At 60.6% G+C, this 23,453-nt stretch carries 18 protein-coding genes; 7 read left to right on the top strand and 11 right to left on the bottom strand.

Translation table 11 applies throughout. From position 1 onward, the window contains the following. Positions 1-37 precede the first annotated feature (37 nt). Both AC0L2R_RS01165 and AC0L2R_RS01170 read right to left on the bottom strand, forming a co-directional pair. Complete coding sequence (locus tag AC0L2R_RS01165; RefSeq protein WP_473507453.1) at positions 38-1,249, bottom strand: hypothetical protein; 1,212 nt, start codon at positions 1,247-1,249, stop codon at positions 38-40. Between the two features lie 948 nt (positions 1,250-2,197). Beyond that, positions 2,198-2,779 carry a hypothetical protein gene (locus AC0L2R_RS01170; protein ID WP_473507454.1) on the bottom strand — a complete coding sequence of 194 codons (582 nt, stop codon included), beginning with the start codon at positions 2,777-2,779 and terminating at the stop codon, positions 2,198-2,200. 23 nt (positions 2,780-2,802) lie between these two features. Here AC0L2R_RS01170 and AC0L2R_RS01175 point away from each other — a divergent pair, with 23 nt between their 5' ends. From AC0L2R_RS01175 to nadE, 6 genes are all read left to right on the top strand, one after another. Then, positions 2,803-3,309, top strand: coding sequence for a class I SAM-dependent methyltransferase (locus AC0L2R_RS01175; protein WP_473507455.1), 507 nt, complete (start codon positions 2,803-2,805; stop codon positions 3,307-3,309). Between the two features lie 508 nt (positions 3,310-3,817). Continuing rightward, a complete protein-coding gene (locus tag AC0L2R_RS01180) occupies positions 3,818-4,288 on the top strand; it encodes a VOC family protein (RefSeq protein WP_473507456.1) in 471 nt (156 codons plus the stop codon). A 316-nt stretch (positions 4,289-4,604) separates the two neighbouring features. Beyond that, the gene (asnB, locus tag AC0L2R_RS01185) at positions 4,605-6,542 is read left to right on the top strand and encodes an asparagine synthase (glutamine-hydrolyzing) (protein WP_473507457.1); all 1,938 of its coding nucleotides are present in this window, start codon (positions 4,605-4,607) and stop codon (positions 6,540-6,542) included. Between the two features lie 20 nt (positions 6,543-6,562). After that, on the top strand, positions 6,563-6,820 hold the full coding sequence (locus AC0L2R_RS01190) for an acyl carrier protein (RefSeq protein WP_473507458.1): 258 nt from the start codon (positions 6,563-6,565) through the stop codon (positions 6,818-6,820). 22 nt (positions 6,821-6,842) lie between these two features. After that, on the top strand, positions 6,843-8,384 hold the full coding sequence (locus AC0L2R_RS01195; RefSeq protein ID WP_473507459.1) for a class I adenylate-forming enzyme family protein: 1,542 nt from the start codon (positions 6,843-6,845) through the stop codon (positions 8,382-8,384). After that, positions 8,381-9,388 carry an NAD(+) synthase gene (gene nadE / locus AC0L2R_RS01200; protein ID WP_473507460.1) on the top strand — a complete coding sequence of 336 codons (1,008 nt, stop codon included), beginning with the start codon at positions 8,381-8,383 and terminating at the stop codon, positions 9,386-9,388. Before AC0L2R_RS01195 ends, nadE begins: the two co-directional genes overlap by 4 nt. A 136-nt stretch (positions 9,389-9,524) precedes the next feature. Here nadE and AC0L2R_RS01205 read toward each other — a convergent pair whose 3' ends face one another. The 8 genes from AC0L2R_RS01205 to AC0L2R_RS01240 form a co-directional block, all read right to left on the bottom strand. Beyond that, a complete protein-coding gene (locus tag AC0L2R_RS01205) occupies positions 9,525-10,631 on the bottom strand; it encodes a hypothetical protein (protein ID WP_473507461.1) in 1,107 nt (368 codons plus the stop codon). A gap of 267 nt (positions 10,632-10,898) precedes the next feature. After that, positions 10,899-11,684 (bottom strand): SDR family NAD(P)-dependent oxidoreductase, encoded by a 786-nt coding sequence (locus tag AC0L2R_RS01210; protein WP_473507462.1) that lies wholly within the window; start codon positions 11,682-11,684, stop codon positions 10,899-10,901. 12 nt (positions 11,685-11,696) lie between these two features. After that, positions 11,697-12,692, bottom strand: coding sequence for an ABC transporter permease (locus AC0L2R_RS01215; protein ID WP_091591842.1), 996 nt, complete (start codon positions 12,690-12,692; stop codon positions 11,697-11,699). Positions 12,693-12,828: 136 nt separating this feature from the next. Further along, on the bottom strand, positions 12,829-13,869 hold the full coding sequence (locus AC0L2R_RS01220) for a sugar ABC transporter substrate-binding protein (protein WP_023798316.1): 1,041 nt from the start codon (positions 13,867-13,869) through the stop codon (positions 12,829-12,831). 40 nt (positions 13,870-13,909) lie between these two features. Beyond that, entirely contained in the window at positions 13,910-14,674 is a 765-nt protein-coding gene (locus AC0L2R_RS01225; RefSeq protein ID WP_287295945.1) for an ATP-binding cassette domain-containing protein, read from the bottom strand. A gap of 17 nt (positions 14,675-14,691) precedes the next feature. Then, entirely contained in the window at positions 14,692-15,858 is a 1,167-nt protein-coding gene (locus AC0L2R_RS01230) for an ROK family transcriptional regulator (protein ID WP_473507463.1), read from the bottom strand. Positions 15,859-16,202: 344 nt separating this feature from the next. Continuing rightward, the gene (locus tag AC0L2R_RS01235) at positions 16,203-17,492 is read right to left on the bottom strand and encodes a M23 family metallopeptidase (RefSeq protein ID WP_473507464.1); all 1,290 of its coding nucleotides are present in this window, start codon (positions 17,490-17,492) and stop codon (positions 16,203-16,205) included. Between the two features lie 173 nt (positions 17,493-17,665). Then, positions 17,666-18,133: a peroxiredoxin gene (locus tag AC0L2R_RS01240; protein ID WP_473507465.1), complete on the bottom strand. Its 468-nt coding sequence runs from the start codon at positions 18,131-18,133 to the stop codon at positions 17,666-17,668. A gap of 95 nt (positions 18,134-18,228) precedes the next feature. On the opposite strand from AC0L2R_RS01240, the gene AC0L2R_RS01245 reads away from it, so the two are divergent. After that, positions 18,229-21,612: a hypothetical protein gene (locus AC0L2R_RS01245; protein WP_473507466.1), complete on the top strand. Its 3,384-nt coding sequence runs from the start codon at positions 18,229-18,231 to the stop codon at positions 21,610-21,612. Positions 21,613-21,669: 57 nt separating this feature from the next. Here AC0L2R_RS01245 and AC0L2R_RS01250 read toward each other — a convergent pair whose 3' ends face one another. After that, on the bottom strand, positions 21,670-23,400 hold the full coding sequence (locus AC0L2R_RS01250) for an adenylate/guanylate cyclase domain-containing protein (RefSeq protein WP_473507729.1): 1,731 nt from the start codon (positions 23,398-23,400) through the stop codon (positions 21,670-21,672). Positions 23,401-23,453 lie beyond the last annotated feature (53 nt).

Below are 23,453 nucleotides of genomic sequence, written 5' to 3' on the forward strand. Positions count from 1 at the left end.
GCAACATGACCAACTTATAACAAGGCATTTAAACCTCCTAGATAAGCCGCTGTTTGAGCATTTCGCGAACTATTTCTCTCACTCTTTTTTTAAGCGCCGCTCCATAACCATCCGATCCACCAATCGACTTCCCCATAAATCTAATCGAGCCCCTATTGACGCCATTAAGGATCGCATCGCTGTTTTTGCTCAAATTGCTATAGCCTGTGGGCTCAGCATGGAGATGGATAGCCGCGCATAGAACAACACGGGCGTCATCACCAATTAGCGTTTTCCAATCTTCATTTGAACTCATAGTACAAATCTCGTCATCGGAAAATGCCTGCCATCTCCTCGAAAATTCTTTTACTGTTTTGTCTTCTCCATCGTACGCCTTTACGAACTTGACTATCTTTGCGTAATTTTCTCGCCAAGTGGTCTGTATGAGTCCGCGACCTCTAAACTTGAAAAAATCCGTTTCTAGGATAATGCCGGACACATTCGACTGCCCAGACGTAGGAAACCTGTTGTTTGGATAATTAGTTCCTCCCCACACGTGATCATCGGTAAATTTTAGCTCATTCATATATATCAAATGTGAATGTGATTCTATAAACAACTTGTCATTAAATAGTGATATTGCGGTTCGATTTGCTTTTCCTGTATTATATGACTGCTTCGACCATTCTCGACCATCAGGGGTCTTTATGAGAAGTCTGTCAAATAGATACTTAATGCCAGGATAATTGGCCTTTCCAAACCTCTCTTCTCTGTAGGAAAGGTTCCCGCCGACTTCATTAATGAATACCGACATATAGGTCAGAAAACCAGCCAATGTGATCGGCCCGCTGCCGAGGAATTGATTCCAAAATCGCTCGTAATTGGACTGCGGTCCAATAACGGCTTTCCCTGCCCAAGCTCCTTTGCGCGCCAAATTCGCATTGAACCAATTTATAAAGCCACTGGGAAAGATTGCATCTGCCTCGCTTGCGGATCCGATATCCCTTGCGAGCTTGACTGCCGATCCAGATGGCAAATCTGGTGGTGCAGCGACCGGAACGGCGGAGCTGCCAGGAGCCAGGTTCCAAACGCCAGCAAAATCGGCGAAACCGGCAATTTCCGGGATATCGAGCTCGGCCCCATCTTGCGCGACTGCGTACCTGGGATAGCCAAAGCACGACGCCAGACTGATAGAAGCTAGGCCTACGTTGAAGCCGCGCCGTGTAGCAACGCTCATACCGCCACCCATGCAATGGAACAACAAAAACACCTCGCCGCAATTCAAAAGAATTGTTGCGCATGTAAAAAACAATGCGACCAGTGTCGATATATACTACAATTATTCAACTGCGTCTAGACTGCATTGCTAATCCAGGTGTTAAGACTATTACTGATGCGTTTATAGTGGAAAGTAGTAAATATCCATTCTATTAGAATGCGTCAATCGCGCTGTTTTGGTTTTCAAGGGAACTATTTTGACTAAGGCATGAATTACTATAGTAAACGTCCGCATATGGCGATAATTTTATGATTGCAGTACGGTTTGAGAGCGGCGACCGAAGAATGACTGAGGGACAACGTGCGAAAAAATTCTGACCTAGGACGATAAACAACTTGAGATTTTTGTGGCGCGATTGGCTAAATTTGCTGGCCCCCAAAGGTGGTGCACGCGATAGATTTGCGTTGGTCGAAAGCTCTTCGACGCTGCTAGGGTCGGGACCCATAAAGTTATTGGCGTCATTTCGGATTTTCGCTTCTCTACGGGCTGGAGCTTGGTCGATCAGCAGATCGGCACTGCTCGTAAGAAGTTGGAAGCGCGCAGTCTGAGGTCGAATATCAGGGTGTAGGGCTCGTCTGCCGTGAAGTCCTTCTTTCATTAGCTAAGGAAGTCTTCATTGCCGCACGACACCCGGTCCTCGAAGGCAAGGACGTTGGTCCTTCAGACCTCAAGCGGATGATTGAGGCATATATCGCAGTCGAGCTTGCAGGCGGTTCGGCCGAGGAACTGAGAGAACACGCGCGCTCGGCACTTGATCTTGCCAATCACACTACGCACTAGCGGACCGCTGGTTTTTGTGACGCGGCGATCAGCCTCGAAGCAACAGCTTCCGTCGTGAACATCATTGCAATCGTGTCCGGCGGACGCGATCCCTGACCAATGTGCGCTTCGCCTTAAACTACGGCGAGGAAGATAGACGGGTCTGAAACTATTCTGCGATCAGGTCACTTCAGTCCATGATTCAACCCTCTCGACATGCGCATTCCAAAATGCGGAGAGCCACTCGATGTTCTGAGGCAGCAGCCATGCGGCCTTGAGGTTGTCGAAATGATTGAACTGGGGGATGGGGAGCAACCCGCTCGATCCCTCCCACAGGATAGGGCCATATATTGCAGCCGCGGCGCGGCAAATGCCCTTCCGTTTCACTCCTGCAAGGACGCCGTGAAGCTCGAAAAGCTTATAGAAAATGTACGCAGGAACCAGCGTTGCTATTGCGGCGGCGATGGAACTGCGCGTTACCGTGACCGCAATACCGAGCGCTATGAAGGCAAGCCATGGAAGGAAATAATGAATCGGTGCGGCCGTCTGAACCACGTAGCCCCCGTCCTCGGCAAAGCCAAGAATCTGATTTTGGCGCTTGAGCAGTCCGGAGTTGACGAAGGCTAGACAGCCCGATGCGCCAATCCGAATTCTAGGAACAACGCTGGCTTGCGCGCTCACTTTGTTGAGTGCTATCGAAGCCAGATGCTTAATCGGATTTGGATTTTCGGACGTGGCCGGACGACAGTCTTGCGCAAGCACGTTAATCGCTGCCTGAAGGACTTTTGCTCACCGCTGGGGCAAAAACGGTTCTCAATGTCGGCGCGAAGCCAAACCACAGAGACAAGGAAGGCCGAGTTTACGAAGACTATTTCCCCGGCGCGGATTTCAGAACCTTGGACTTGGCCCCGCATGATGACCCCCGCCATATCCACGGGGACTTAATGAATCTTCCGGCAGATGCCGGAACCTACGATTTGGTAATCGCGAACTCGGTCATCGAACACATCGACAGGCCGTGGGTTGCCGCTCCGAATATAACCGGCCTCGTTCGGCCGGGCGGCCACCTTTTCATCGCTATGCCCTGGTTCTACCCTGTTCATGAAGGCCCGTATTTTGGCGACCATTGGCGGGCCACCCCTTCCGGGATGCGCTTTCTTTTTGGGGACATGAAAGAGATCAGGCACGACTTTTCGCCATCCAGTATCCTTGCGGTTTGGGACCGTAAGAAATATTGGAATGAGACGAACAGCACATCTGCCGGCTTTTGTATGCTGATGAGGCGGGAATAGCTTGTCTAGGAGACTACAGTCAGTCTCTTCGCCTAAATTCGACGCGGGTATAAATTTCAATCTCGGAATAGCCTGCCGCCGCACCCAAACCATCCGTTCCTCAGGTGCTGGTGCAACGGTGTTCCACCCTATAAGCCTTTCCAGCCACGACGGGACACGCACCTATGCTTGTAACGGTAATGCCAGCGCCATTGCTGGCGTAGCCCGCAGTCCCGACTGCCGCCACGGCCCCGTCTGTAACGTTGTAAAGCCGGCTCTTATGCTGGTCTGCAAGGGCGGGAGCATTGTTTACACCGAAGATGTCGGCGGTTCGAGCGCGTCATCGCCCACCATGTTTTCTCAAGGGTTTGAGGTTTTCCGGTTCAGCAGCCGCCACGAAACCCGTATCGAACAGCCGCTTTGCGGACCGAATCGGCCCGTTCGCGTTCAGTGATGTACCGCGGCTCCAGGTCGCCCGGTTCAACGCGAGATGGTATGCTCGTCATATTATCGGCAAGGGAGGTTCGGCATGCCTGTAACGGTTGGTGCGCACCATCTGACGCTTTTCACACACGACATGGACCGTTTCATTCGCTTTTATGAAGAAATCTTCGACGCGGAAACGAAGTTCGATCTGTCCGAGCCCGGTCCCGGTGGCGGCACTCTTCGTCACTCACTAATCGACGTTGGAGGTGGCTTTGCCCTTCATCCGTTCCAAATGCCGGAACCAACGGGGTATGAAGATGGGTCGATGCAGATGGGCAAGAGAGGTCACATAGATCATCTCGCGCTGAAGGTACACGATGAAGGGTGCTTGCAGGAAGTCAGGCGACGTCTGGTGAAGGCCGGCGCTTCGGATGGGACCATTACAGATTTCGGCGCTGTCCGTCTTGTGACCTTCAAGGACCCGGATGGAATGGAGGGCGAGGTCGCGCGGTGGACCGATAGCAAACGCGTGCTCGGCTTTGAAGAACGCAAGCGGGAGCTTTGGCCAGACTGATCGCGAAGGCCGCATTGGGCTGCCTCACACCTGTTCTCCAGTCATCGGCCTGTACTGTGCTATCAGCTACCTCCGATGAGGACTGGAGTCGCTGCGCGAGTCGGTCAGGCGGGGCAACGCTATCGCGCCGCCGTTGCTCGAACAAAAATTGCGTTTAGCGTTGAAATATACTTTTATCCAGGAAGAGATAATAGAACAAAAAAGTACCTTGTCTTTTAATTGTTGTTAACCATGCGTTGGCCGAAATTATCCGGTTAACGCTTGAGCCAGCTATCAAGCTTATGTTTCGGACCTCGCAGATATATGAGTCATAGCAATGTGCGGATTCGGGGGCTATTTCGGTTCGATCCGGGATGCGGAAGCTTTGCTTGCGCGGATGATAACCGCGATCGCCCATCGTGGGCCGGATGAGCAAGGGAAATTTATGACAGCCGACGCTGGGCTCGGCCATGCGCGGCTGTCGGTGATCGGCATCGGTGATGGCCAGCAGCCGATGTCCGACGAGTCAGGCAATTTGACGATTGCGTTCAACGGCGAGATTTTCAACTACCTGGAACTGCGCGAAGGGCTGATCGCCAAGGGTCGGCGCTTTCGCACGTCGAGCGACACCGAGGTCATCCTGCACCTGTATGACGTGATGGGCGAAGACTGCCTGTCGCTTCTGAACGGCGATTTCGCCTTCGCGATATGGGATAACAGGCGCCGGCGCATGGTGCTTGCCCGAGACCGGATGGGTGTCCGGCCGCTGTTCTACACGAACAGGGACGGCGTGCTGTACTTCGCGTCGGAGATCAAGGCGCTCCTGAAGGTTCCTGGCGTCTCGGCCGAGATCGATCCGATCGCACTCGACCAGGTCTTTACGCTGTGGGCGCCGATTGCTCCCCGCACGGCTTTCCGCAATATCCACGAGCTGGAGCCGGCAAGCGTGATGATCGCGACACCGGGGCAAGTCACGATCAAGCGCTATTGGCACCTCGACTATCCGCATCGGGACGCGCCCTCGAAGCTCACGAACGAGGACGATGCGGCCGAGGAACTGCAGGCGCTGTTGAGCGATGCGGTGAGGCTTCGCATGCGCGCCGACGTGCCGGTCGGTTCTTATCTTTCGGGCGGGCTCGATTCATCCCTGGTCTCAGTGCTTGCCGCCGGCATGACACCTCTCCAGCTGCAGACGTTTTCGGTGACGTTCGACAGCGCCGAACACGACGAAAGCGCCTTCCAGACCGAGATGGCTTCAGCCCTTGGCGCCCGGCATCGAACCATTGCCTGCCAGGCCGGCGATATCGCCGGCGTCTTCCCCGAAGTCATCCGCTTTGCCGAGCGGCCGATCATCCGTACCGCCCCGGCCCCGCTCTATCAGCTGTCCGGCCTGGTTCGCCAGGCCGGCCTGAAAGTGGTGCTGACCGGCGAGGGCGCCGACGAGGTTTTTGCCGGCTACGATATCTTCAGGGAAGCGCGTGTGCGTCGGTTCTGCGCACGGCAGCCGGCATCGCGCATCAGGCCGCAGCTGTTCCGCAGGCTTTATCCCTATCTGCCGGGTCTGCAACAGCAGTCCGTGGAGTATTTGGCGGCGTTCTTCGGCGCCGGCAACACTGCGCTCGACGATCCGCTGTTCTCGCATCGGCCGCGCTTCAAGACCACGGCGGCGGCGAAGATTTTCTTTTCCGGTGACCTGCGCGCGATGTTGAAGGGCTATGATGCGGCCGAGGAACTGGTCAGCCGGTTGCCCCAGGCTTTTTCGCTATGGCACCCGCTGCATCAGGCGCAATATCTCGAAAGCCGCTTCCTGCTGCCGGGCTATATCCTGTCCAGCCAAGGCGATCGGATGGCCATGGCGCATGGCATCGAAGGACGGTTTCCCTATCTCGATCATCGCCTGGTCGAATTTGCCGCAAGACTTCCGCCTGAAATGAAGCTGAAGGGACTGGTCGAAAAGCACATATTGCGCAAAGCGGCGGGGCATCTGCTTCCCAGCGCGATCGGGGAGCGTGCCAAGCAGCCCTACCGGGCGCCGGAAGCCCGCTCCTTCGTTGGAGCCGGGGAACTGGACTATGTGCGTGATTGCTTAAGTGAAGCGAACATCGCTGCCGGCGGACTGTTCAACTCCAAGGCGGTGGCCAGCCTTCATGAGAAATGCCGCACGCAGCCAGCGTCGGGATTCCGCGACAACGCTGCCTTCGTCGGCATCCTGTCGACGCAGCTGTGGCAGAAGAATTTCACCGGCCAAGAAGCCAGTGCAGCAAGAGCAGCTTGAGGAATCCAGGGAAGGGAAAAATGATGATAACAATCAAGGACAAGGTCAGAGCCTTTATCGTCGACAATTTCTTGTTCGGCGACACGTCGCACGAACTTGCAGATACGGCCTCGCTGATCGAGAACGACATCATCGACTCGACCGCCGTGGTCGAACTCGTGGCGTTCATCGAGGATACCTTCGGTATTGCGATGGTCGATTCCGACATCGTGCCGGCCAATCTGGATTCGATTGACCGTATTTCGTCCTTCATCAAGGCGAAGGCGCCGGCAGTCTAGGCGCGATCGGCGAGGAGCGTCCGTGCGGATCGAACATTTTCTGGCCGCGAATGCCGCTGCCCAACCTGCCAAGACGGCATTGATCACCGGGCAGAAAAGGCTGCGCTACGAAGAACTGGACGATCTCTCGAGCCGCCTTGCCGCTGCGCTTTTCGCGAACGGCGTCAGGCGCAACGACCGGGTCGTCGTTTTCATGGACAATTGCTGGGAGATCGCGGTTTCGATTTACGCCGTCCTCAAGGCAGGGGCGACCTTCATCCCGGTCAACCCATCGACCAAGGCCGACAAGCTTGGCTACATCCTTGCCGATTGCGACGCTGCTGCGATCCTCACCCAGGCAAAACTGATGCCCGTGGTCACTGAAGCCTGCGGCGGCAACACCGGCATCTTCGTGGCTTCGACCGTCGGCGCCGATGGCCAATGCCCGGTGGGGGCTGCATCCCTGACGGACTGCCTGACGCTTGAAGCCGGAGAGATCGACCACCGCGGCATCGACGTCGATCTGGCGATGTTGATCTACACGTCGGGCTCGACCGGCCGGCCCAAGGGCGTGATGATGACGCACCGCAATTGCGACGCGGCCTCGGACTCCATCACCACCTATCTGCGCAACACGCCCGACGACATCATTTTGAATGTCCTTCCTCTTGCCTTCGACTATGGCCTTTATCAGTTGCTGATGGCCGTCAGGCTCGGCGCCACGCTCGTGCTCGAAAAATCCTTCGCCTTTCCTCAGGCGATCTTCGAACGTATCCGCGAGGAGGGCGTCACCGGTCTTCCGCTGGTGCCGACGATGGCAGCGATGATCCTGCAGATGCGTGATCTGGAACCGGGCTTCCTGCCCAGCGTCAGCTATATTTCCAACACGGCGGCGGCCTTGCCGCCGGCCCATATCGAACGTCTGCGCTGCCTTTTTCCCGGTGTCAGGCTGTATTCGATGTATGGCCAGACGGAATGCAAGCGCTGCACCTATCTGCCGCCCGAGGAACTCGATCGCCGGCCGGGGTCGGTCGGCATAGCCATTCCGAACACCGAAGTGTTTGTCGTCGACGACCACGGGCAACGCGTGCCGCCAGGTGTGGCGGGTGAGCTGGTCATTCGCGGACCGCACGTCATGCAGGGTTATTGGCGAAACGAAGCTGCGACCGAACGAGCGCTGCGGCCGGGCCCGAACCCTTGGGAAAAGGTCCTCTACACCGGTGACCTGTTCAGGACCGATGAGGACGGCTTTCTCTATTTCGTCGGCCGCAAGGACGACATCATAAAGACGCGGGGAGAGAAGGTGGCGCCGAAGGAAGTGGAAGCCGTGCTTCACGCCCATCCCGGCATCGCCGAGGCCGTTGTCGTCGGCGTGCCGGATCCGCTGCTCGGGCATGCGATCGGCGCGCTCGTCATACGCTCGGACCCGAAGCTCAGCGAAAAGGATGTCATGCGCCACTGCGCCCGTCATCTCGAGGATTTCATGGTGCCCAAAATCATAGAATTCCGCTTGGAATTGCCGAAGACGGATACGGGCAAGGTCAGCCGCCGGCTTGCGTCGGAGATGATGGAGGCCGCGCAATGAACGTTCGCCCCGGCGATGACGCGCCGGCCATTCTGGCGCAGGCTCTGGCGATCGACCCCGGCGCCGAAACGGACAGGATCGTGAGCGCCTTGCGCCAGCAGTTGCGCGGCATTCGCAAGCGCGGCCTCGTGCTCGGTCTTTCCGGCGGGATCGATTCCAGCGTTTCGGTGGCGTTGGCGGCGCGGGCCGTCGGGCCACAGAATGTCCTCTGCCTCTTCATGCCGGAAAGCGATTCCGATCCGGAAAGTCTGCGGCTTGGCCGGCTTGTCGCCGGCACTTTCGGTGTCGATTCTATTGTGGAGGATATCGGGCCGATCCTGCGCGCCATGGGCTGCTATCAGCGCCGCGACGCTTTCATTCGCGAATTGGTGCCGGACTACGGCGAAGGCTGGGCCTCGAAAATCGTGATTGCGAACGCCCTCGAGCATGAGGGCTACAATATTTCGTCGCTGGTGGTGCAGGATCCCAAGGGGAAGCAGACGAAGCTAAGAATGCCGCTGCCGGTCTATCTCGGGATCGTCGCCGCCACCAACATGAAGCAGCGCACCCGCAAGCAGATCGAATATTTTCATGCCGACCGCCTGAACTTCGCCGTTCTTGGAACGCCCAACCGGCTGGAATACGATCAGGGCTTCTTCGTCAAGAACGGTGACGGCGCGGCGGACGTCAAGCCGATCGCGCACCTCTATAAAACGCAGGTCTATGCGCTCGCGGCCTATCTCGGCGTGCCCGAGGAAATCCGCAATCGGCCGCCGACCACCGATACCTACTCGCTGGCGCAGACGCAGGAGGAGTTCTACTTCTCGCTTCCCTATGACCGCATGGATCTTTGCCTTTGCGGCCTCAACAACGGCGTGGCGGCCGAAGTGGTGGGGCAGGCGGCGGGACTGGACGCCTCGCAGGTCGAACGCGTCTGGGCCGACATCGCCGCCAAGCGCAAGGCGACGCGCTATCTGCACCTGCGCCCGCAACTCGTTGATGAGGTCGAGGAAGTCAGTACCTGAACTGCCTCTCCAACCTGGCCACGGCGAGCGCTTCAGGGTGACCGATGTTCCGCCTGTCCGTCTTGAATGCGCTCGGCCAGTCGGACGGAAATCGGCGGTGCTGGACTAGTTGAGCGAAGGCAAAGGCCTGAATGCTTCAGGTGAAGTGACCCAGCCGGCTCCACTGCTCGCCCGCAAGCCCGTTCAGGAAAGCTTGCGAGTTCTTCATGGCATCCAGAAGCTCTGGATCGCGTGAATGCACCACGGTCGAGGCAACGGTCAGGAACGCTATGCGTCGCCCAAGCATTGCTTCCAGAAGTGCAGGTTGAATGCGTCCGCGCAGGCCGCTGACGCCGCGTACGGCGGCATCATCGATCAGGCAGTCGATCACCGAACCCGCCTGGCCGGGGAGGGCGAGGATCTGCAGCACGCGGCCGATTTCACCTGCCCGTGCGTGATAGGCGAATGCGCCGACATTGGTGCCGACCGGCGATGCCACGGAAACATAGACAAGCTCGCCCAGCTCCGGCCTTTGTGCATCGGTCAGCATATGATCAAGCTGGCCTTCCGCCCAACTCGGGCGCAGGGCGAACTGGGCGGTCAACGGTTCGACGAGCCTGGCAAATGCGTCGCCGTCGATTTGGGATGTCCGAAAGGCGCCATGACCTGCCCCGTCCGCCGCCACGCCGGACCAGCGTCGTTCGCTGGACTTCATTCGCCTGCAATAAAACCGGTCGATTGCATGCGCAAACGGATTGAGCATTCGGACAGATTTCATGCGACTGGCGGAAAGGCCGAGCACAAAGCTCGCCGGCCGCATCACGCGCACCCAGTCGAGACTGTATTGCGGCAGGACAACGCCGCGCAGCCGGGTCCACAATTTTGTGGAAATGTCGTTGGCGGTCTCGCTGAACGAGATATCCTGCGGACCATCCAGATAAGCTTTCAACAAGCGGGCGCCGGCCATCGGGTCGCGTTCATGATCCTCGACCATGAGCGAGCTGCAGATGGCGGCGCGTAATTGCCTGCCGTTGAACTGCATCGGCAACACGTGAACGCCGACGAACCCGGAGACGCGGCCGGCGTCGTTGACATGGACAAGCGACCGGAGATCGCCTCCGCCACCGGGCGCCTCCAGATAAAACCGTCTCATATAGTCGATGAGCGCGGCCGGTGCTTCGGTCCGCTCCTTGCGCAGCACGCGTTGGAACATGCCTGCTACTGCCGGAAGGTCGGCACCTTGCAGGGGGCGGATGACGCTCAAGCCCGGCTCCCGGCACCGGAGTCCCCGCGTTTCCGGACACTGGCAAGGCCAGGCTCCCGAACGGCCATCGCGGCGAACGGCAGCTGTCCGCGGCTATGCAATCTACAGTTGCATTCGGTGCGGTGGTGGTGGTTGAAAGGAGAGCTGTAACGCGGCGGCAAGGCAGGCCCTTTGCTTGATCGTGAAAACGGGCGTCGTTGCTGTTACCAGCTTCGGGTAAACCGATGTTGAAGTATTGCGCGGCGAATCGAGTTTATCGGGCGCGGATCATGGCGGAAGCAGGCGGAAGTCCTTGCCTTCGGGCAGCAGCTGCCCGCCATCGACGATGATGGTGGTGCCGGTGATGTAGCTGGCGTCGTCCGAGGCCAGGAACAGGAAGGCATTGGCCACGTCGCGCGGGCTGCCGAGGCGGCCGAGCGGGATGGAGTCCTCCATGTTCTTGATATAGGCGGCGCCGCGATGCAGCTGGATGGCTTCGGTGAGGATGTTGCCGGGCTCGACGCCGTTGACGGTGATGCCGTAGCCCGAGAATTCGAGAGCGGCTGAACGGATCAGGCCGTTGATGCCGGCCTTGGTCGCCGAATAGTGGCCGTGACCGGGGCTGGTGACGTGCGGGCCGGTGATGGAGGAGGTGAACAGCATGCGGCCAGAGTGCTGCGCCTTCATCGGAACGAGCGCGGCACGGGCGGCATTGAAGCTGCCGCGCAAATTGACCGCCATGACACGGTCCCAGTCCTCCGGGCTGGTGTTTTCCAGCAATTGCCAGGGATAGATGCCGGCATTCTGGACCATGATGTCGAGACGGCCGTGATGGTCGAGCGCCAGCGCAACAGCTGCCTCGGCATCGGCCATCTGCGAGATGTCGGTGCGGATGAAGGCGGCGCCGACTTCGTCCGCGGCCGCTTGCCCGGCCTCGACCTCGGTATCGGCCAGCACCAGCTTGGCGCCTTCTTCGGCAAAGCGCTGTGCGATGCCCTTGCCGATGCCGCGGGCGCCGCCGACGATCAGCGCGACCTTGTCCGAAAGTCTTCCGATCCCTGGACGCCCGATCATGCCAGCCCCCTCTCATGCCAGTCTTTGTCGGATGGTTTGCTTGAACGCGTCGAGCAGCACGGCGGCAAGCACCAGCAGGCCATGGATCACCTGGGTGAAGTTGGCCGGCAGGCCCATGAGGTTGATTGCGGTGTTGATGGCCGACAGCAACAGCACGCCGGCATAGACGCCGGGCAGGGTGCCGACGCCGCCCTTCAGGCTGACACCGCCGATGACGACGGCGGCGAAGGCGTTGAACAGCAGGCCGACGCCGAGATTGGCGGTGGCGCCGGAGGTGCGGATCGCCAGCAGCCAGCCGGCAAGGCCGGCGATGGCGCCGGCGAGAACGAAGGCGATCACGAGGTTGCGGTTGACGCGGATGCCGGCGCGGAAGGTTGCGGTCTCGTTGCCGCCGATCATGATCAGGTGCCTGCCGAAGGGGGTCTTGGCCATGATCAGCGAGAACACCACGAAACACGCAATCGCGATCCAGGCGGTGAGCGGCAGGCCAAGCAGGCGCTGAATGCCGAACCAGCGGATTGCCGGCGCGAGGTCCTGTGCCGAGCGGCCGCCGGAAATGACCAGCACGAGGCCGCGCACCCAGATGTAGGACGCCAGTGTGATGATGAAGGCACTCATCTTCACCTTGACGACCAGGTAGCCGTTGATTGCGCCGATGATGCCGCCGACGACAAGCCCAATCAGCAGCGAAACCGGAACCATCAGCCATTCCGGGTGCAACTGAACGCCAAGGCCGATACCCGCCGAGCAGAACAGGATGCCGACCGCCATTGCACTGAGCGCCGCCACGGATTCGACCGACAGGTCCATGTGACCGGTGATGATGACCAGCGCCAGGCCGATCGACATGACGCCAAGCACGCTCGACGCCTCGATGATGTTGGCGAAGATGCCGAGCTGGAAATAGTTCGGAATGGAGATGGAGAAGACCACCAGCACGACGACCAGCATGAACCAGACGAGGTTGTCGAGGACGAATTCGAGGGCGTGGCGCGTGCGGGGTGACATGTGCTGATCCGGCTGGCGCATCGATTCTCGGAAAGGATCACGCGCGGATTGGAAAAATTGCTGCAGCTTGCTCTGCGCGTCCGTTCGAACGCCCAGGGCTCCGGGCCAGCGCGGCCAGAAGCCTTGGGCGACTTTGCTATTCGACCGGCTTCACGGTGCCCGAGGGCGGCTTCATGTTGCCCCAGAAGGCCGGGTTGTCGACGTTTTCCTTGGTGATCGCAGCGCCGGGGATCTTGATGTTCGGTCCCCAGGCTTCAATCGTCACGGCCGACTTCAGGCCGAGCACATCGTACTCGCCCGGCTTGATCTCCTGCTTGTTGACGACCTTGTCCATGAACATGGCGACGGCGGCGGCCTGAGCGTAGAGCGGCTGCTCGACTTCGACGTTGAGCCAGCCCTTGCGGATCAGGTCGAGGCCGACCGGCGCGCCGTTCGAGCTCATCAGCATGACGTCGCCCGGTTTCTTGCCGGCGGCCTCGAGCGAGGCGACGGCAGCGACCGAGAGATGCGCGGCGTGACTGAAGATCAGGTCGATATCCGGGTTGGCGAGCATCTGGTCGTTGACGATGGTTCCGGCTGCATCCGCCGCCCATTGCATGGCCGGAACCGAGATGATCTTGACGTCCGGGAACGCCTTCATCTTTTCCTCGAAACCCTTCTGGATGTCGAGCGTGTAGGGGTCGCCAGGATCGCCAAGCACCTGGAGGATCTTGCCTTTCACCGATCCATGCTTCGCCTTCAAAAGCTTCTCGGCCTGATCGGCGGCAATCTGGCCGATCTCGACCGTTCCCGCCACCGAGGTGAAATCGGATGGCGTCGAGGTGATCTGGCGATCGAACTCGACAACCGGGATGCCGGCGGCGCGGGCGGCCTCGATCGACGGCTTCAACGCATTGAAATCGACGGCGGCAAGAATGATCGCCGACGGCTTGAGCGCAATGACGTCGTTCATCTGCGATTGCTGAGCGTCGGTCTTGTTGTCGGCGTTCAGCGTCTTCATCTCGTAGCCGACCTGCTTCAGGAACATCTCCAGAGCGCTCACCGAGCCGGTCTGGAATTCATCGAGCAATGTCGGCACCAGGTAGTAGACGGTGCCCTTGGACTGGGCGAATGCCGGCGTGAGCGTGGCAAAGGCCAGTGCCAGGATACCGAAGACGGAAAGAAGTATTTTCTTCATGTCGTTCGCTCCTCTTGCGCCGGACCCCTCATTTTGTCCCTCAGCCTGCCGGTCCGGCACCGGCGAGCGTCTCTCCGGTGATCATGTCGATCACCGCGTCGGGACTTGTCTTGTTGCGCGCGACATCGCCGGCCACGACGCCTTGCCGGATCACCACGATCCGGTCGGCGACCTGGAAGGCCTGCTGCATGATATGGGTGATGATGACGACGCCGATGCCTTGCCTCGCCACCTGGCGGATCATGTCGAGGCCGCGCCGCGTCTGCTCGACACCGAGTGCTGCGAACGGCTCGTCGAGAAGCACGAGCTTGCCGCCAAAATGCACGAATCGATTGAGTTCGATGGCCTGCCGCTGGCCGCCCGAGAGATGCTCGACATTGGTTCTGAGCGACGGGATGCGGGTGCCGGCGCTGGCCAAGGCCTTTTCGACCACCTGCTCCATGGCCGGTTCGTCGAGCACGGGAACGCCAAGGAATTTCCTGGTGATCTCGCGGCCCATGAAGAAATTGGCCACCACGTCGACATTGGTGCAAAGTGACAGGTCCTGGTAGACGGTCTCGATCCCAGCCGCCTTGGCCTCGGCGGGAGATTTGGCGAGGAATTCCTTGCCCTCGAACAGCATGCGGCCGGAGGTCGGCTCCAGGCCGCCGGCGATGATCTTGACCAGCGTCGATTTGCCGGCGCCATTGTCGCCCAGAAGCGCCACCACCTCGCCCTTGCCGATCGAGAAGCTGATGCCCTTGAGCGCTTCAATCGCGCCAAAATTCTTGGTCACGTTGTCGAGCACCAGCAGGGGCTCGCTCATGCCCGGCTGAGCTCCGCTCATGCCGCGATCCCCTTGCCTTGCAGTATATCTCGCCCACGTTCGCGCTCGGCGGTGAATATCTGGCCGAAGCGCGGCGAAAGCACGCCTGAGACGGCAAGTGCGGCGGCCCCGCGCAGCACAGCATGCTGGCCGCCGCGTGCGACGGTGACACGCGGCGCCGTGCGGTCGTTTCGCGCCGAGATCGAGTTGGCAAGCCTGGCAACCGAACCGGCCAGCCGTTCAAGCAGATCGGTGGACGCCAGTCCGCCGAGGATGATGGTTTCGGGATCGAACAGGTTCTCGACGATGGTGATGGCGTTGCAGAAGATCGGCCCGACTTCATCAACCCAATCGGCGTCGCTGATGTTCCGGCGCCGCAGCGCCTCGAGCGAGAGGTATCGTTCGAGGCAGCCGCGATTGCCGCAGGGGCACGGCTCGCCACCCGGCACCACAGGGATGTGTCCGATCTCGCCGGCGTTTCCCCAGGCCCCGCGCAACGCGCTTCCGTCATGGACCATGACGCCGCCAAGACCGACACCGAAATACAGATAGTAGTATTCGGAATATCCCGTCCCGAGGCCGTACAGGCGCTCGCCCATTGCCGCGGCCGCCATATCGGTCTCAAAAAACGCGGGCAGCCCGGTCGAGGCCTCCAGCCGTTCCCGAAGCGCCACGTCCTTCCAGCCGGTCATCGTCGTCGGGCCGATAAAGCTCATCGACTCAACGCCGAAAGGGCCGGGCAGCGCCATGCCGATGCCGAGAACGCGACCGCCCGGCCGCAGTCCGGTCAATTCAAGCACCATCGCGCCGATCAGATCGAAGGCATGGTCGGGCGTCGCGTTGGGGGCCTCGCGGGTGGCGCTCTCGATCACGTCTCCGCTCAAATTGATCAGCGCCGCATTGATACCCAGCGGAGTGACGTGGATGCCGACGGCATAGCCGCCCTCCGGGTTGATCCGCAGGGTCGCCGGAGGCAGCCCGCGCCCCCGCGGCTCTTCGCGCATCGACAGGACGTAGCCCTGTTCTTCCAGCTCGCGAACGATGGTCGAGACCGTTTGAACGGTGAGCCCGACCCGCTTGGCAATGTCGCCGCGGGCGATCGGACCGTGAAGGCGGATGGATTCGAGTACGATGCGCCTGTTGTAAGGCCGCCCAAACTCCTGATTGGTCCCCCGCAGTGCCATGTCTTGCATCCCTGGGAGACAAGAGGTTCGCACCAAATATTTATTCAGTCAAATGGAATTCAAAAAGAAATGACTGGTGTGAAGTGCGGGGCGGAACGGCGAAGCTGCGGATCTCCCCCCTTGCGGGGGAGATGGCCGGCAGGCCAGAGGGGGGTGGGAAGGATCGCCAACTTTCGAGTTAGTCGGCCTAACCGCCAAGCCAATTCAAGAACGCGGCTGCTATTGGTTGACAGGCCGGCGGGACAGCACCCCCCTCTGTCCTGCCGGACATCTCCCCCGCAAGGGGGGAGATCGGCAGTTTTTCCGACGGCACTCTTTTGCAGCCTGGGCGATGGCTGCAGCCACTAAAGATACCGCGCGACCTTCTTGCCGACCCTCAGGAAGCGCAGCGGGTCGATGGCCTCGCCATGGTGGCGGATTTCGTAATGCAGATGCGGGCCGGTCGAGCGGCCGCTGCTGCCGGTCTTGCCGATGACGTCGCCGGCGTTGAGCCGCTTGCCGACGGTCACGTCGATTTTGCTGAGATGCCCATAGCGCGTCGCAAAGCCATTGCCATGGTCGACCTCGACCATGCGGCCGTAGCCGCCGTTCCAGCCGGCCTTGACGACAACGCCGGGCGCCGTGACCTTGGCAGGCATCCCGGTCGGCGCCCTGAAATCCATCCCCGAATGCAGCGCGGCGGTGCCGAGCAGCGGATCGGTGCGCACGCCGAACGGGCTGGTGACCGAGCGACCGGGCGCGGGGTTGGCGAGCGGCAGCCGTCGCGCCTCCGTCTTCAGCCGGTCGAGCGCGTCCAGCGCCTCGTCGAGTTCCCTTACCTTGCTGTCGAACGTCATCGAACTGTCGAGTGGTATCAGCGGACCGCCGGCATCGCTCTTGCCGAAATCGCCGTCGACCGGCAGGCCAGCCGCCTCGAGCGCCTGAGAAATCGCATCGGCGTTTTTGTAGGCGTTGTCGGCAAGCGTGGTGATGCGGGTGAGCTGCTGGCTCTCTATGGCCTTGAGCGCGGCGTTGATCGACACGAACAGCCTGTCGGCACGATCGGCCGCCGTGTCGCTCGGCAGCGGATCGGAGCGGGTCGACCACAGCGAGAACGGCCTGGTGTCGCCAGCGCCAAGGTTGGCGCCGAGGCTGGCAACCGCATAGGCCTGTAGCGGGGCGTCGGTCACCTCGGCGCGTTTATCCGACTTTGCGGACACAGCCGTGCCTGCGGCGGGCGGCGTTCCGACGTCGCTCTCGGCGCGTTCGAGGAGCGGGCCGATGCGGCCGTGGCGCAGGCTGAGCTGGCTCTGTCGTTCCAGCAACTCGCCAACTTTGGTTTCCATGAGCTGCTGGTCGAGCAGCTGGCGGCTGGTGATCCGGTCGACCTGGGCGCGCAGTGCGGAGATGCGGTCCTCATAGGCCTGCTGCATGCGCGCCTGCCGTGCCGTGGTTGCGCCGATCAGGTCGTCGCGCAGCACGAGATAGGAGGTCGCCAGCAGATAGCCTATCGCCATCGCCGCCAGCGCCGAGCCGCAAAATGCGGCAAGCCATGGCCGTATGGTGAAATGCCTGATCTCGTTGCCCCGGGCGATAATGACCGTGTGGGGCTCATTGCGCCTGCCAAAGACCGTTGACTGACTGGCTACGTTCACAGGACCAAGCTTTCGTTACGACACCAACGACAAGCCCGATTACACATCATTAAGGTTAACGGTCGGTTGCTGGCGCCCAGCTTGCAGCCCATGGGTTGCAAGCCGGATTGCTTCGGCCCCGTGCTTCAGACGGGTTCACGCCACAGCCGAAATTGATGTCCCAGAAATTGACGTCAAAGCGCGCGCACGGCCTCCAGCACCGCCTCGGCATGGCCTTTGACGCGAACGTTTCGCCAGATCCGGGCGATTCGTCCGTCGCCGCCGATCAGGAACGTTGCGCGCTCGACGCCCATATAGCGGCGGCCATAGAGCTGCTTCTCGACCCACAGATGATAGGCTTCGATCACCTTGCGCTCCTCGTCGGCGACGAGGTCGACGGTCAGATCGTATTTCGACTTGAATTTGTCGTGTTTTCGGACACTGTCCGGCGACAGGCCGATCACGACAGCGCCGAGCTTTTCGAATTCCGGCTTCAACTGCGAAAAGCCGATCGCCTCGTTGGTGCAGCCGGTGGTGTCGTCCTGCGGATAGAAGTAAAGCACGACCGGCTTTCCCCGCAAGGACGCGAGGCTGAGCGATCCGCCGCCGTCGCGGGGAAGGTCGAACTGCGGCGCAACGTCGCCGACGTCGAGATCAGCCATATCGGTGCCCTTGTTTGTGGTTACGCGCGAGGCCTCATCGATATATTGTCGCAGCGGGATTCGTCCACGGTCGAGTTCGTTCAACGGAAAATTGTGTGGATCAGGAGCAGCCGCAGCACGAGAAGATCAGATTCAGGCGTGATGAAATCACCGACCTGGGGGCCTTCCCGTCCGCGTGCCGCATACCGCCGCTCGGCCAGGGCCGCGGCGTTGGTATTCTTGCGCGGCTGTTTGCCGGCTTTTTGGCGCTTGTGCTGCTGGCCACCGCCGCTGTCTATGCGATCGGCATGTCCGGCTTCGGCACCGAGCGGCTGCGGGCCGAAGCGGAAACGGCCATCGAGAAATTGGCCGGCGTCGACGTCGACGTTGCGGTCGGGCCGGCCCGTCTCACGCTCGACGGATCGAGCTTCATTGCGCTGCAGGTCAGCGACGTCAGCCTCAAGACCGCCGACGGCAAGCCGATGGCCGATGCCGGGCGTGTCCGCTTCGGCGTAAGGCTGATACCGCTGCTTTCGGGCGAGGTGCGGCTTACCAGCGCCAGGATTTCCGACGCGCGCATCGTGATGGCGGCGCTGCCGTCGGGTGGCGACTGGACGGCGGCACTGCGCAATGACGACGGCCTCATCGATCCGGACAGGCTGGCCGGCACGGTCTTTGCCAGCATCGGTCACGCGCTCGATGCGGTGCGCGAGGAGCAGATGCGCCGGATCGAGCTGCGCAATGTCGACCTCGTTCCGCCCGAGGCCGGGTTGGTCAAACTGGTCAGGATCGCGGATGCTACCGTTGCGCAGTCGGGGCCGGGCGGCATGGAGTTTTCATCCGACGCGGCTGTCGACGGCAGGGCACTCACCATCGCCGCCTCAGCCAGCCGTGATGCGACGACGCGGCGCGTGACGGCGTTGGATGCCAGCGTCGAGATAGCGCAGCTTGACCAGACCGCGACGGCGCCGGGCGGGACGCTTGGCGCGATTGCCTTGAAGCTGGCGGGATCGGAAGGATCCGGCGACAACGCGTCGCGGCTCACGGCCTCGCTGTCGTTCGCCGGTGCCGTGCTCGATCTTGGCACGCGTGGCTCGCTTCCAGCCGACGTCGATCTCGCTGCGACGCTTGTCGCCGGCGCCAACAAGGTCCAGGTGGACCGGCTGCAAGTGAGGACCGGTCGCTCGACATTCGAGTTCGCCGGTTCGATCGGGCCGAAGCCGGCGACCGGAACAGCAGGCGAGGAGCCGTCCTATCGCTACGACCTGACCAGCGACGGCTCGACACTGGCGCCTTCGGAATCCTCCGAACCTGCGCTCGATTTCATCGCCCGGGTGGCCGGCGTCTACCAGACCCGCAGCCGCAGACTGGTGGCCGAGCAAATCGGGATCAGGTCGGGGTCCGCCAGCGAGGCGCTGGGCACGGCTTCGGTCGAATTCCCCGAGGGAAAGGTGCCGGGCATATCTGTAGCCTTCAACGTCCACGATATGCCGGTCTCGCATGTCAAGCAGTTGTGGCCCTGGTTTGCGGCGCGAAACGCTCGCCTGTGGGTGTTGAAAAACCTGTTCGGCGGCCGTGTCGTCGACGCCAGCCTGCAGTTCCAGGTCGTGCCCGGGCGCCTTGGCAACGGCATCCCGCTTTCATCTGATGAGGTATTCGGCCGTTTCCAGGTCGAGGGATCGCGCTTCGATACAGCCGGTCACATCCCGCCGATACGCGATGCCGTCGGCGTCGTCGAATTCCACGGCAATGACGTCGACATCGCCTTGTCCTCGGGCAACGTCTATATGGCCAGCGGCCGCACGGTCGCGGCAAGCAACGGCACGATGACGGTCAAGGCGGCGAACCGCCCGCCGGTGATCGGCGCGCTCGACATCGATGTTGCCGGGGAGGCGTCCGCGATCGCCGAGCTCGCCTCCTACGAGCCTATCAACGGCATGCGCCGTGTCGGCCTGCTGCCGGAAGACCTGTCCGGCACGGTGACCGGCCACGTCAAGGCGGACATTCCGCTGCAGCGCGGCGTCGAGAGCTCGAAACTCGATTGGCTGGTGACGCTCGATTACAAGGACCTGTCGCTGGGCAAGCCGTTCGAAGACCAGACGGTGACGGACGCGGACGGTTCGATCACGGTCGAACCCGAGAAGGCGGTGATATCAGCCAAGGCGCTGCTCAATGGCATTCCAGCCGAACTCGACCTGATCGAACCGCTCAGGGATGGCGGACCGCCACGCAGCCGGAAAGTGGCGCTGACGCTCGACGACAAGATACGTGCCGCCGCTATGCCTGGCCTGTCGGAGCTGCTTTCTGGAACCGTCAAGGTTGAGATCGACAAGAGCGGCACGGGCAACACGGGCAACCAGACTGTCTCGGCGGACCTGACCAATGCCAGGCTGGACATTCCCTGGGCAGGCTGGAGCAAGGGCCCCGGCATTCCAGCCAATGTCACATTTGCCATGGCCAAATCCGGCGACACCACGACGCTGTCCGACTTCGACCTGAATGGAAAGACCTTTTCGATCGATGGCGGCGTGGTGCTGGTCAAAGGCGCCCTGTCCTCGGCGCGGTTCAGCAACGTCAAGCTGAACCGGGGAGACAACGTTGCCGTTTCGGTGAAGCGATCGGGCAAGGGCTACGCGATCGACATCAGAGGCAGCGCGCTGGACGCGCGCTCGCTGATCAAGCAATTCACGTCCGATGTCGACACCGCCACCAAGGCCACGGGTTCCGACGCGATTTCGGTCAGCGCCGACGTCAATTCGCTGACCGGCTTCCACAACGAGACGCTGTCGAACCTGAACCTCGACTACAGCGCCGCCGGCTCAAGGGTGAATGGGCTCAAGGTGAGCGCCACGGCAAGTTCGGGTGCTGCCATCAGCATCAGCAACACGACCGGCGCCGGCAAGCGCGCCCTCAACGTCCGGTCGGCCGATGCCGGCGCCATCCTGCGGTTCCTCAACATCTACGAGCATATGGAGGGCGGTTCGATCACCCTGGCGCTCGCCGGGGCAAGCGATGGGCCGATGAAGGGCCAGGTCGACTCGCGTGATTTCTTCGTGGTCAACGAGCCGAAACTCGCCTCGCTGGTATCGACGACGCCGGCGGGTGACAGCCGCAGCCTCAACGAAGCCGTCAAAGCCAATATCGACACGTCGAGAGTAAAATTCGAGCGCGGCTTTTCCGAGATCGAAAAGGGCGCCGGCTATCTGAAGTTGGCCAATGGCGTGCTGCGCGGCCCGCGCATCGGCACCACCTTCCAGGGCACGCTCTATGACAAGAACAACAACATGGACATGACCGGCACCTTCATGCCGGTCTACGGCATCAACCGCATCTTTGGCGAACTGCCGCTGTTCGGCGCGCTGCTCGGCAATGGCCGCGATCGCGGCCTGATCGGCGTGACCTACCGGCTTAGGGGCAATGCCAATAAGCCCAAACTGGACGTCAATCCACTGTCGGTGATCGCGCCCGGAATTTTCAGGTCGATCTTCGAGTATCGGTAAGGTGAAAGCTCAATCACTTCGAGCCCCGATTGGATCTGGTTCGTAGTTACGGGCTGGCTACAGGTGGGCAATACCGGCTTTCAGCAGTCCCTCGCGGACGTGCTGCACATCAGACTCTTGGGCATAGTGCAGGGTGGCGATAAATGAATCGAGGTCGAATTGGGGATCGAGCGTTTTGACCTTGCGTAGATGCGCCGCGGCGGCGATTTCGTCGCCGAGCCAGCCGTAGCAGGCAGCGGCGAAAGCATGCTGAACCGAGTCCATGGTTGACAGATGCATGAAAGCTTCGATCGCCTCGCCATACTGGCGCGCGGCGAAACGCGCCTTTCCCAGATGGCTCCAGAACCTCTCCGGGTGGTGCGGATTCAACTGCATTGCCTTGCGGATCCATTCAATTCCCTCTTCCGGCCTCCCCAGCCACGTCAACAACTCGCCTTGCTGCACCACCACGAGGTCGTAATTGGGATTGAGGGCCAGCGCCCGCTCTTGATGGTAGCGCGCTGTGGTCAGCTCATTGTTGTTCACGTTCACTGCGGCGAGGATGCGGTGGACATCGGCATCGTTGTCGTCCAGCGCCAGCGCCCTGTCCAGCGCTGCCATGATGTCGTTCCAAACGGCATCCCGGTCTTTGCACCAGTTATAGACCCAGGCCTGACCAAGAATGCAGGCCCGCCAGGCATGGGCATGGGCATAATCGGGGTCAAGCGCGACGGCCCTGTTTATCAAGGTTTGCGCGCGTTCATTATCCGCAATCGTGCTTTTGTGATGCAGCACCTTGGCGGCAAGCACACATTCATACGCGGCCATGTTTGCGGGTTTCGCCCGCGCGAGCTGGTCCCGCTGAGCCGCCTCGACACGACCGGGCAGCGTGGCTGCGATCGCCGCGGTCACCTCATCCTGAATCGCGAAGATGTCGTCCAGCTTCCGGTCATATTTGTCTGCCCAGATATGAGCGTCATTCGCCGTGTCGATGAGCTGAACCGTCACGCGCACCCTGTCGCCGATCTTGCGGACGCTTCCCTCCACCAGGTATTGGACGTCTAGTTTCTCGGCCACCTCGCGCACATTCACGGCGCGGTTCTTGTAGACGAAGCTGGAATTGCGCGAGATGACGAACAGCTCATGGTGGCGGGACAGTTCGGTGATGATGTCCTCGGTCAGTCCGTCCGCGAAAAATTCCTGCTCGGGGTCGCCGCTCATGTTGGTGAATGGCAGCACCACTATCGAAGGTTTCGAGATGGATCGCTTTGCCTCGACTTCTGGCAGGACAGGACTGTCAAGCCCAATGCGATAGAGGCGAACCGGGCGGCTGATGTTCTTTAACGTCTTCTCGCCCAAATCCTCCATGGCAATTTCGAGACGGTCGGCAATTTGGGTCGCCACCGCTGCGGTCACGCAGATACCGCCGACGTCGGCGAGTTGCTCGATGCGCGAGGCAATATTGACGCCGTCGCCGAAAATGTCGTCATCGTCGAAAATGATGTCGCCGAGATTTATGCCGATCCTGAATTCGATACGCCGTTCTTGCGGCACATCCGAATTGCGCCGTTTCATGCGCTGTTGGATTTCCACGGCGCATTTCACGGCATCGGTCACGCTCTGGAACTCAACGAGCATGCCGTCTCCGGTGGTCTTGATGATCCGGCCCTTGTTCTTCGCGATGGCGGGATCGACCAGTTCTATGCGATGGGTCCGAAGGCGTGCGAGCGTGCCGGATTCGTCGGCCTCCATTAGCCGACTGTAGCCCGCCATATCGGCAGCCAGAATTGCGGCTAGTCTCTGTTCCATCGCCTGAACCAAAAACCAAGCCTATCCTTCCTGGGCTGCCAAATCCAGCAATT

This window comes from Mesorhizobium sp. WSM4820 (assembly GCF_055811075.1).

Bases quoted from the DNA above. Each gene is read 5' to 3' on its own strand.
- AC0L2R_RS01180 (WP_473507456.1), top strand. From the start codon at position 3,818: ATGCCTGTAACGGTTGGTGCGCACCATCTGACGCTTTTCACACACGAC.
- asnB (WP_473507457.1), top strand. From the start codon at position 4,605: ATGTGCGGATTCGGGGGCTATTTCGGTTCGATCCGGGATGCGGAAGCT.
- AC0L2R_RS01190 (WP_473507458.1), top strand. From the start codon at position 6,563: ATGATGATAACAATCAAGGACAAGGTCAGAGCCTTTATCGTCGACAAT.
- nadE (WP_473507460.1), top strand. From the start codon at position 8,381: ATGAACGTTCGCCCCGGCGATGACGCGCCGGCCATTCTGGCGCAGGCT.
- AC0L2R_RS01210 (WP_473507462.1), bottom strand. From the start codon at position 11,684: ATGATCGGGCGTCCAGGGATCGGAAGACTTTCGGACAAGGTCGCGCTG.
- AC0L2R_RS01215 (WP_091591842.1), bottom strand. From the start codon at position 12,692: ATGTCACCCCGCACGCGCCACGCCCTCGAATTCGTCCTCGACAACCTC.
- AC0L2R_RS01220 (WP_023798316.1), bottom strand. From the start codon at position 13,869: ATGAAGAAAATACTTCTTTCCGTCTTCGGTATCCTGGCACTGGCCTTT.
- AC0L2R_RS01225 (WP_287295945.1), bottom strand. From the start codon at position 14,674: ATGAGCGAGCCCCTGCTGGTGCTCGACAACGTGACCAAGAATTTTGGC.
- AC0L2R_RS01230 (WP_473507463.1), bottom strand. From the start codon at position 15,858: ATGGCACTGCGGGGGACCAATCAGGAGTTTGGGCGGCCTTACAACAGG.
- AC0L2R_RS01240 (WP_473507465.1), bottom strand. From the start codon at position 18,133: ATGGCTGATCTCGACGTCGGCGACGTTGCGCCGCAGTTCGACCTTCCC.
- AC0L2R_RS01250 (WP_473507729.1), bottom strand. From the start codon at position 23,400: ATGGAACAGAGACTAGCCGCAATTCTGGCTGCCGATATGGCGGGCTAC.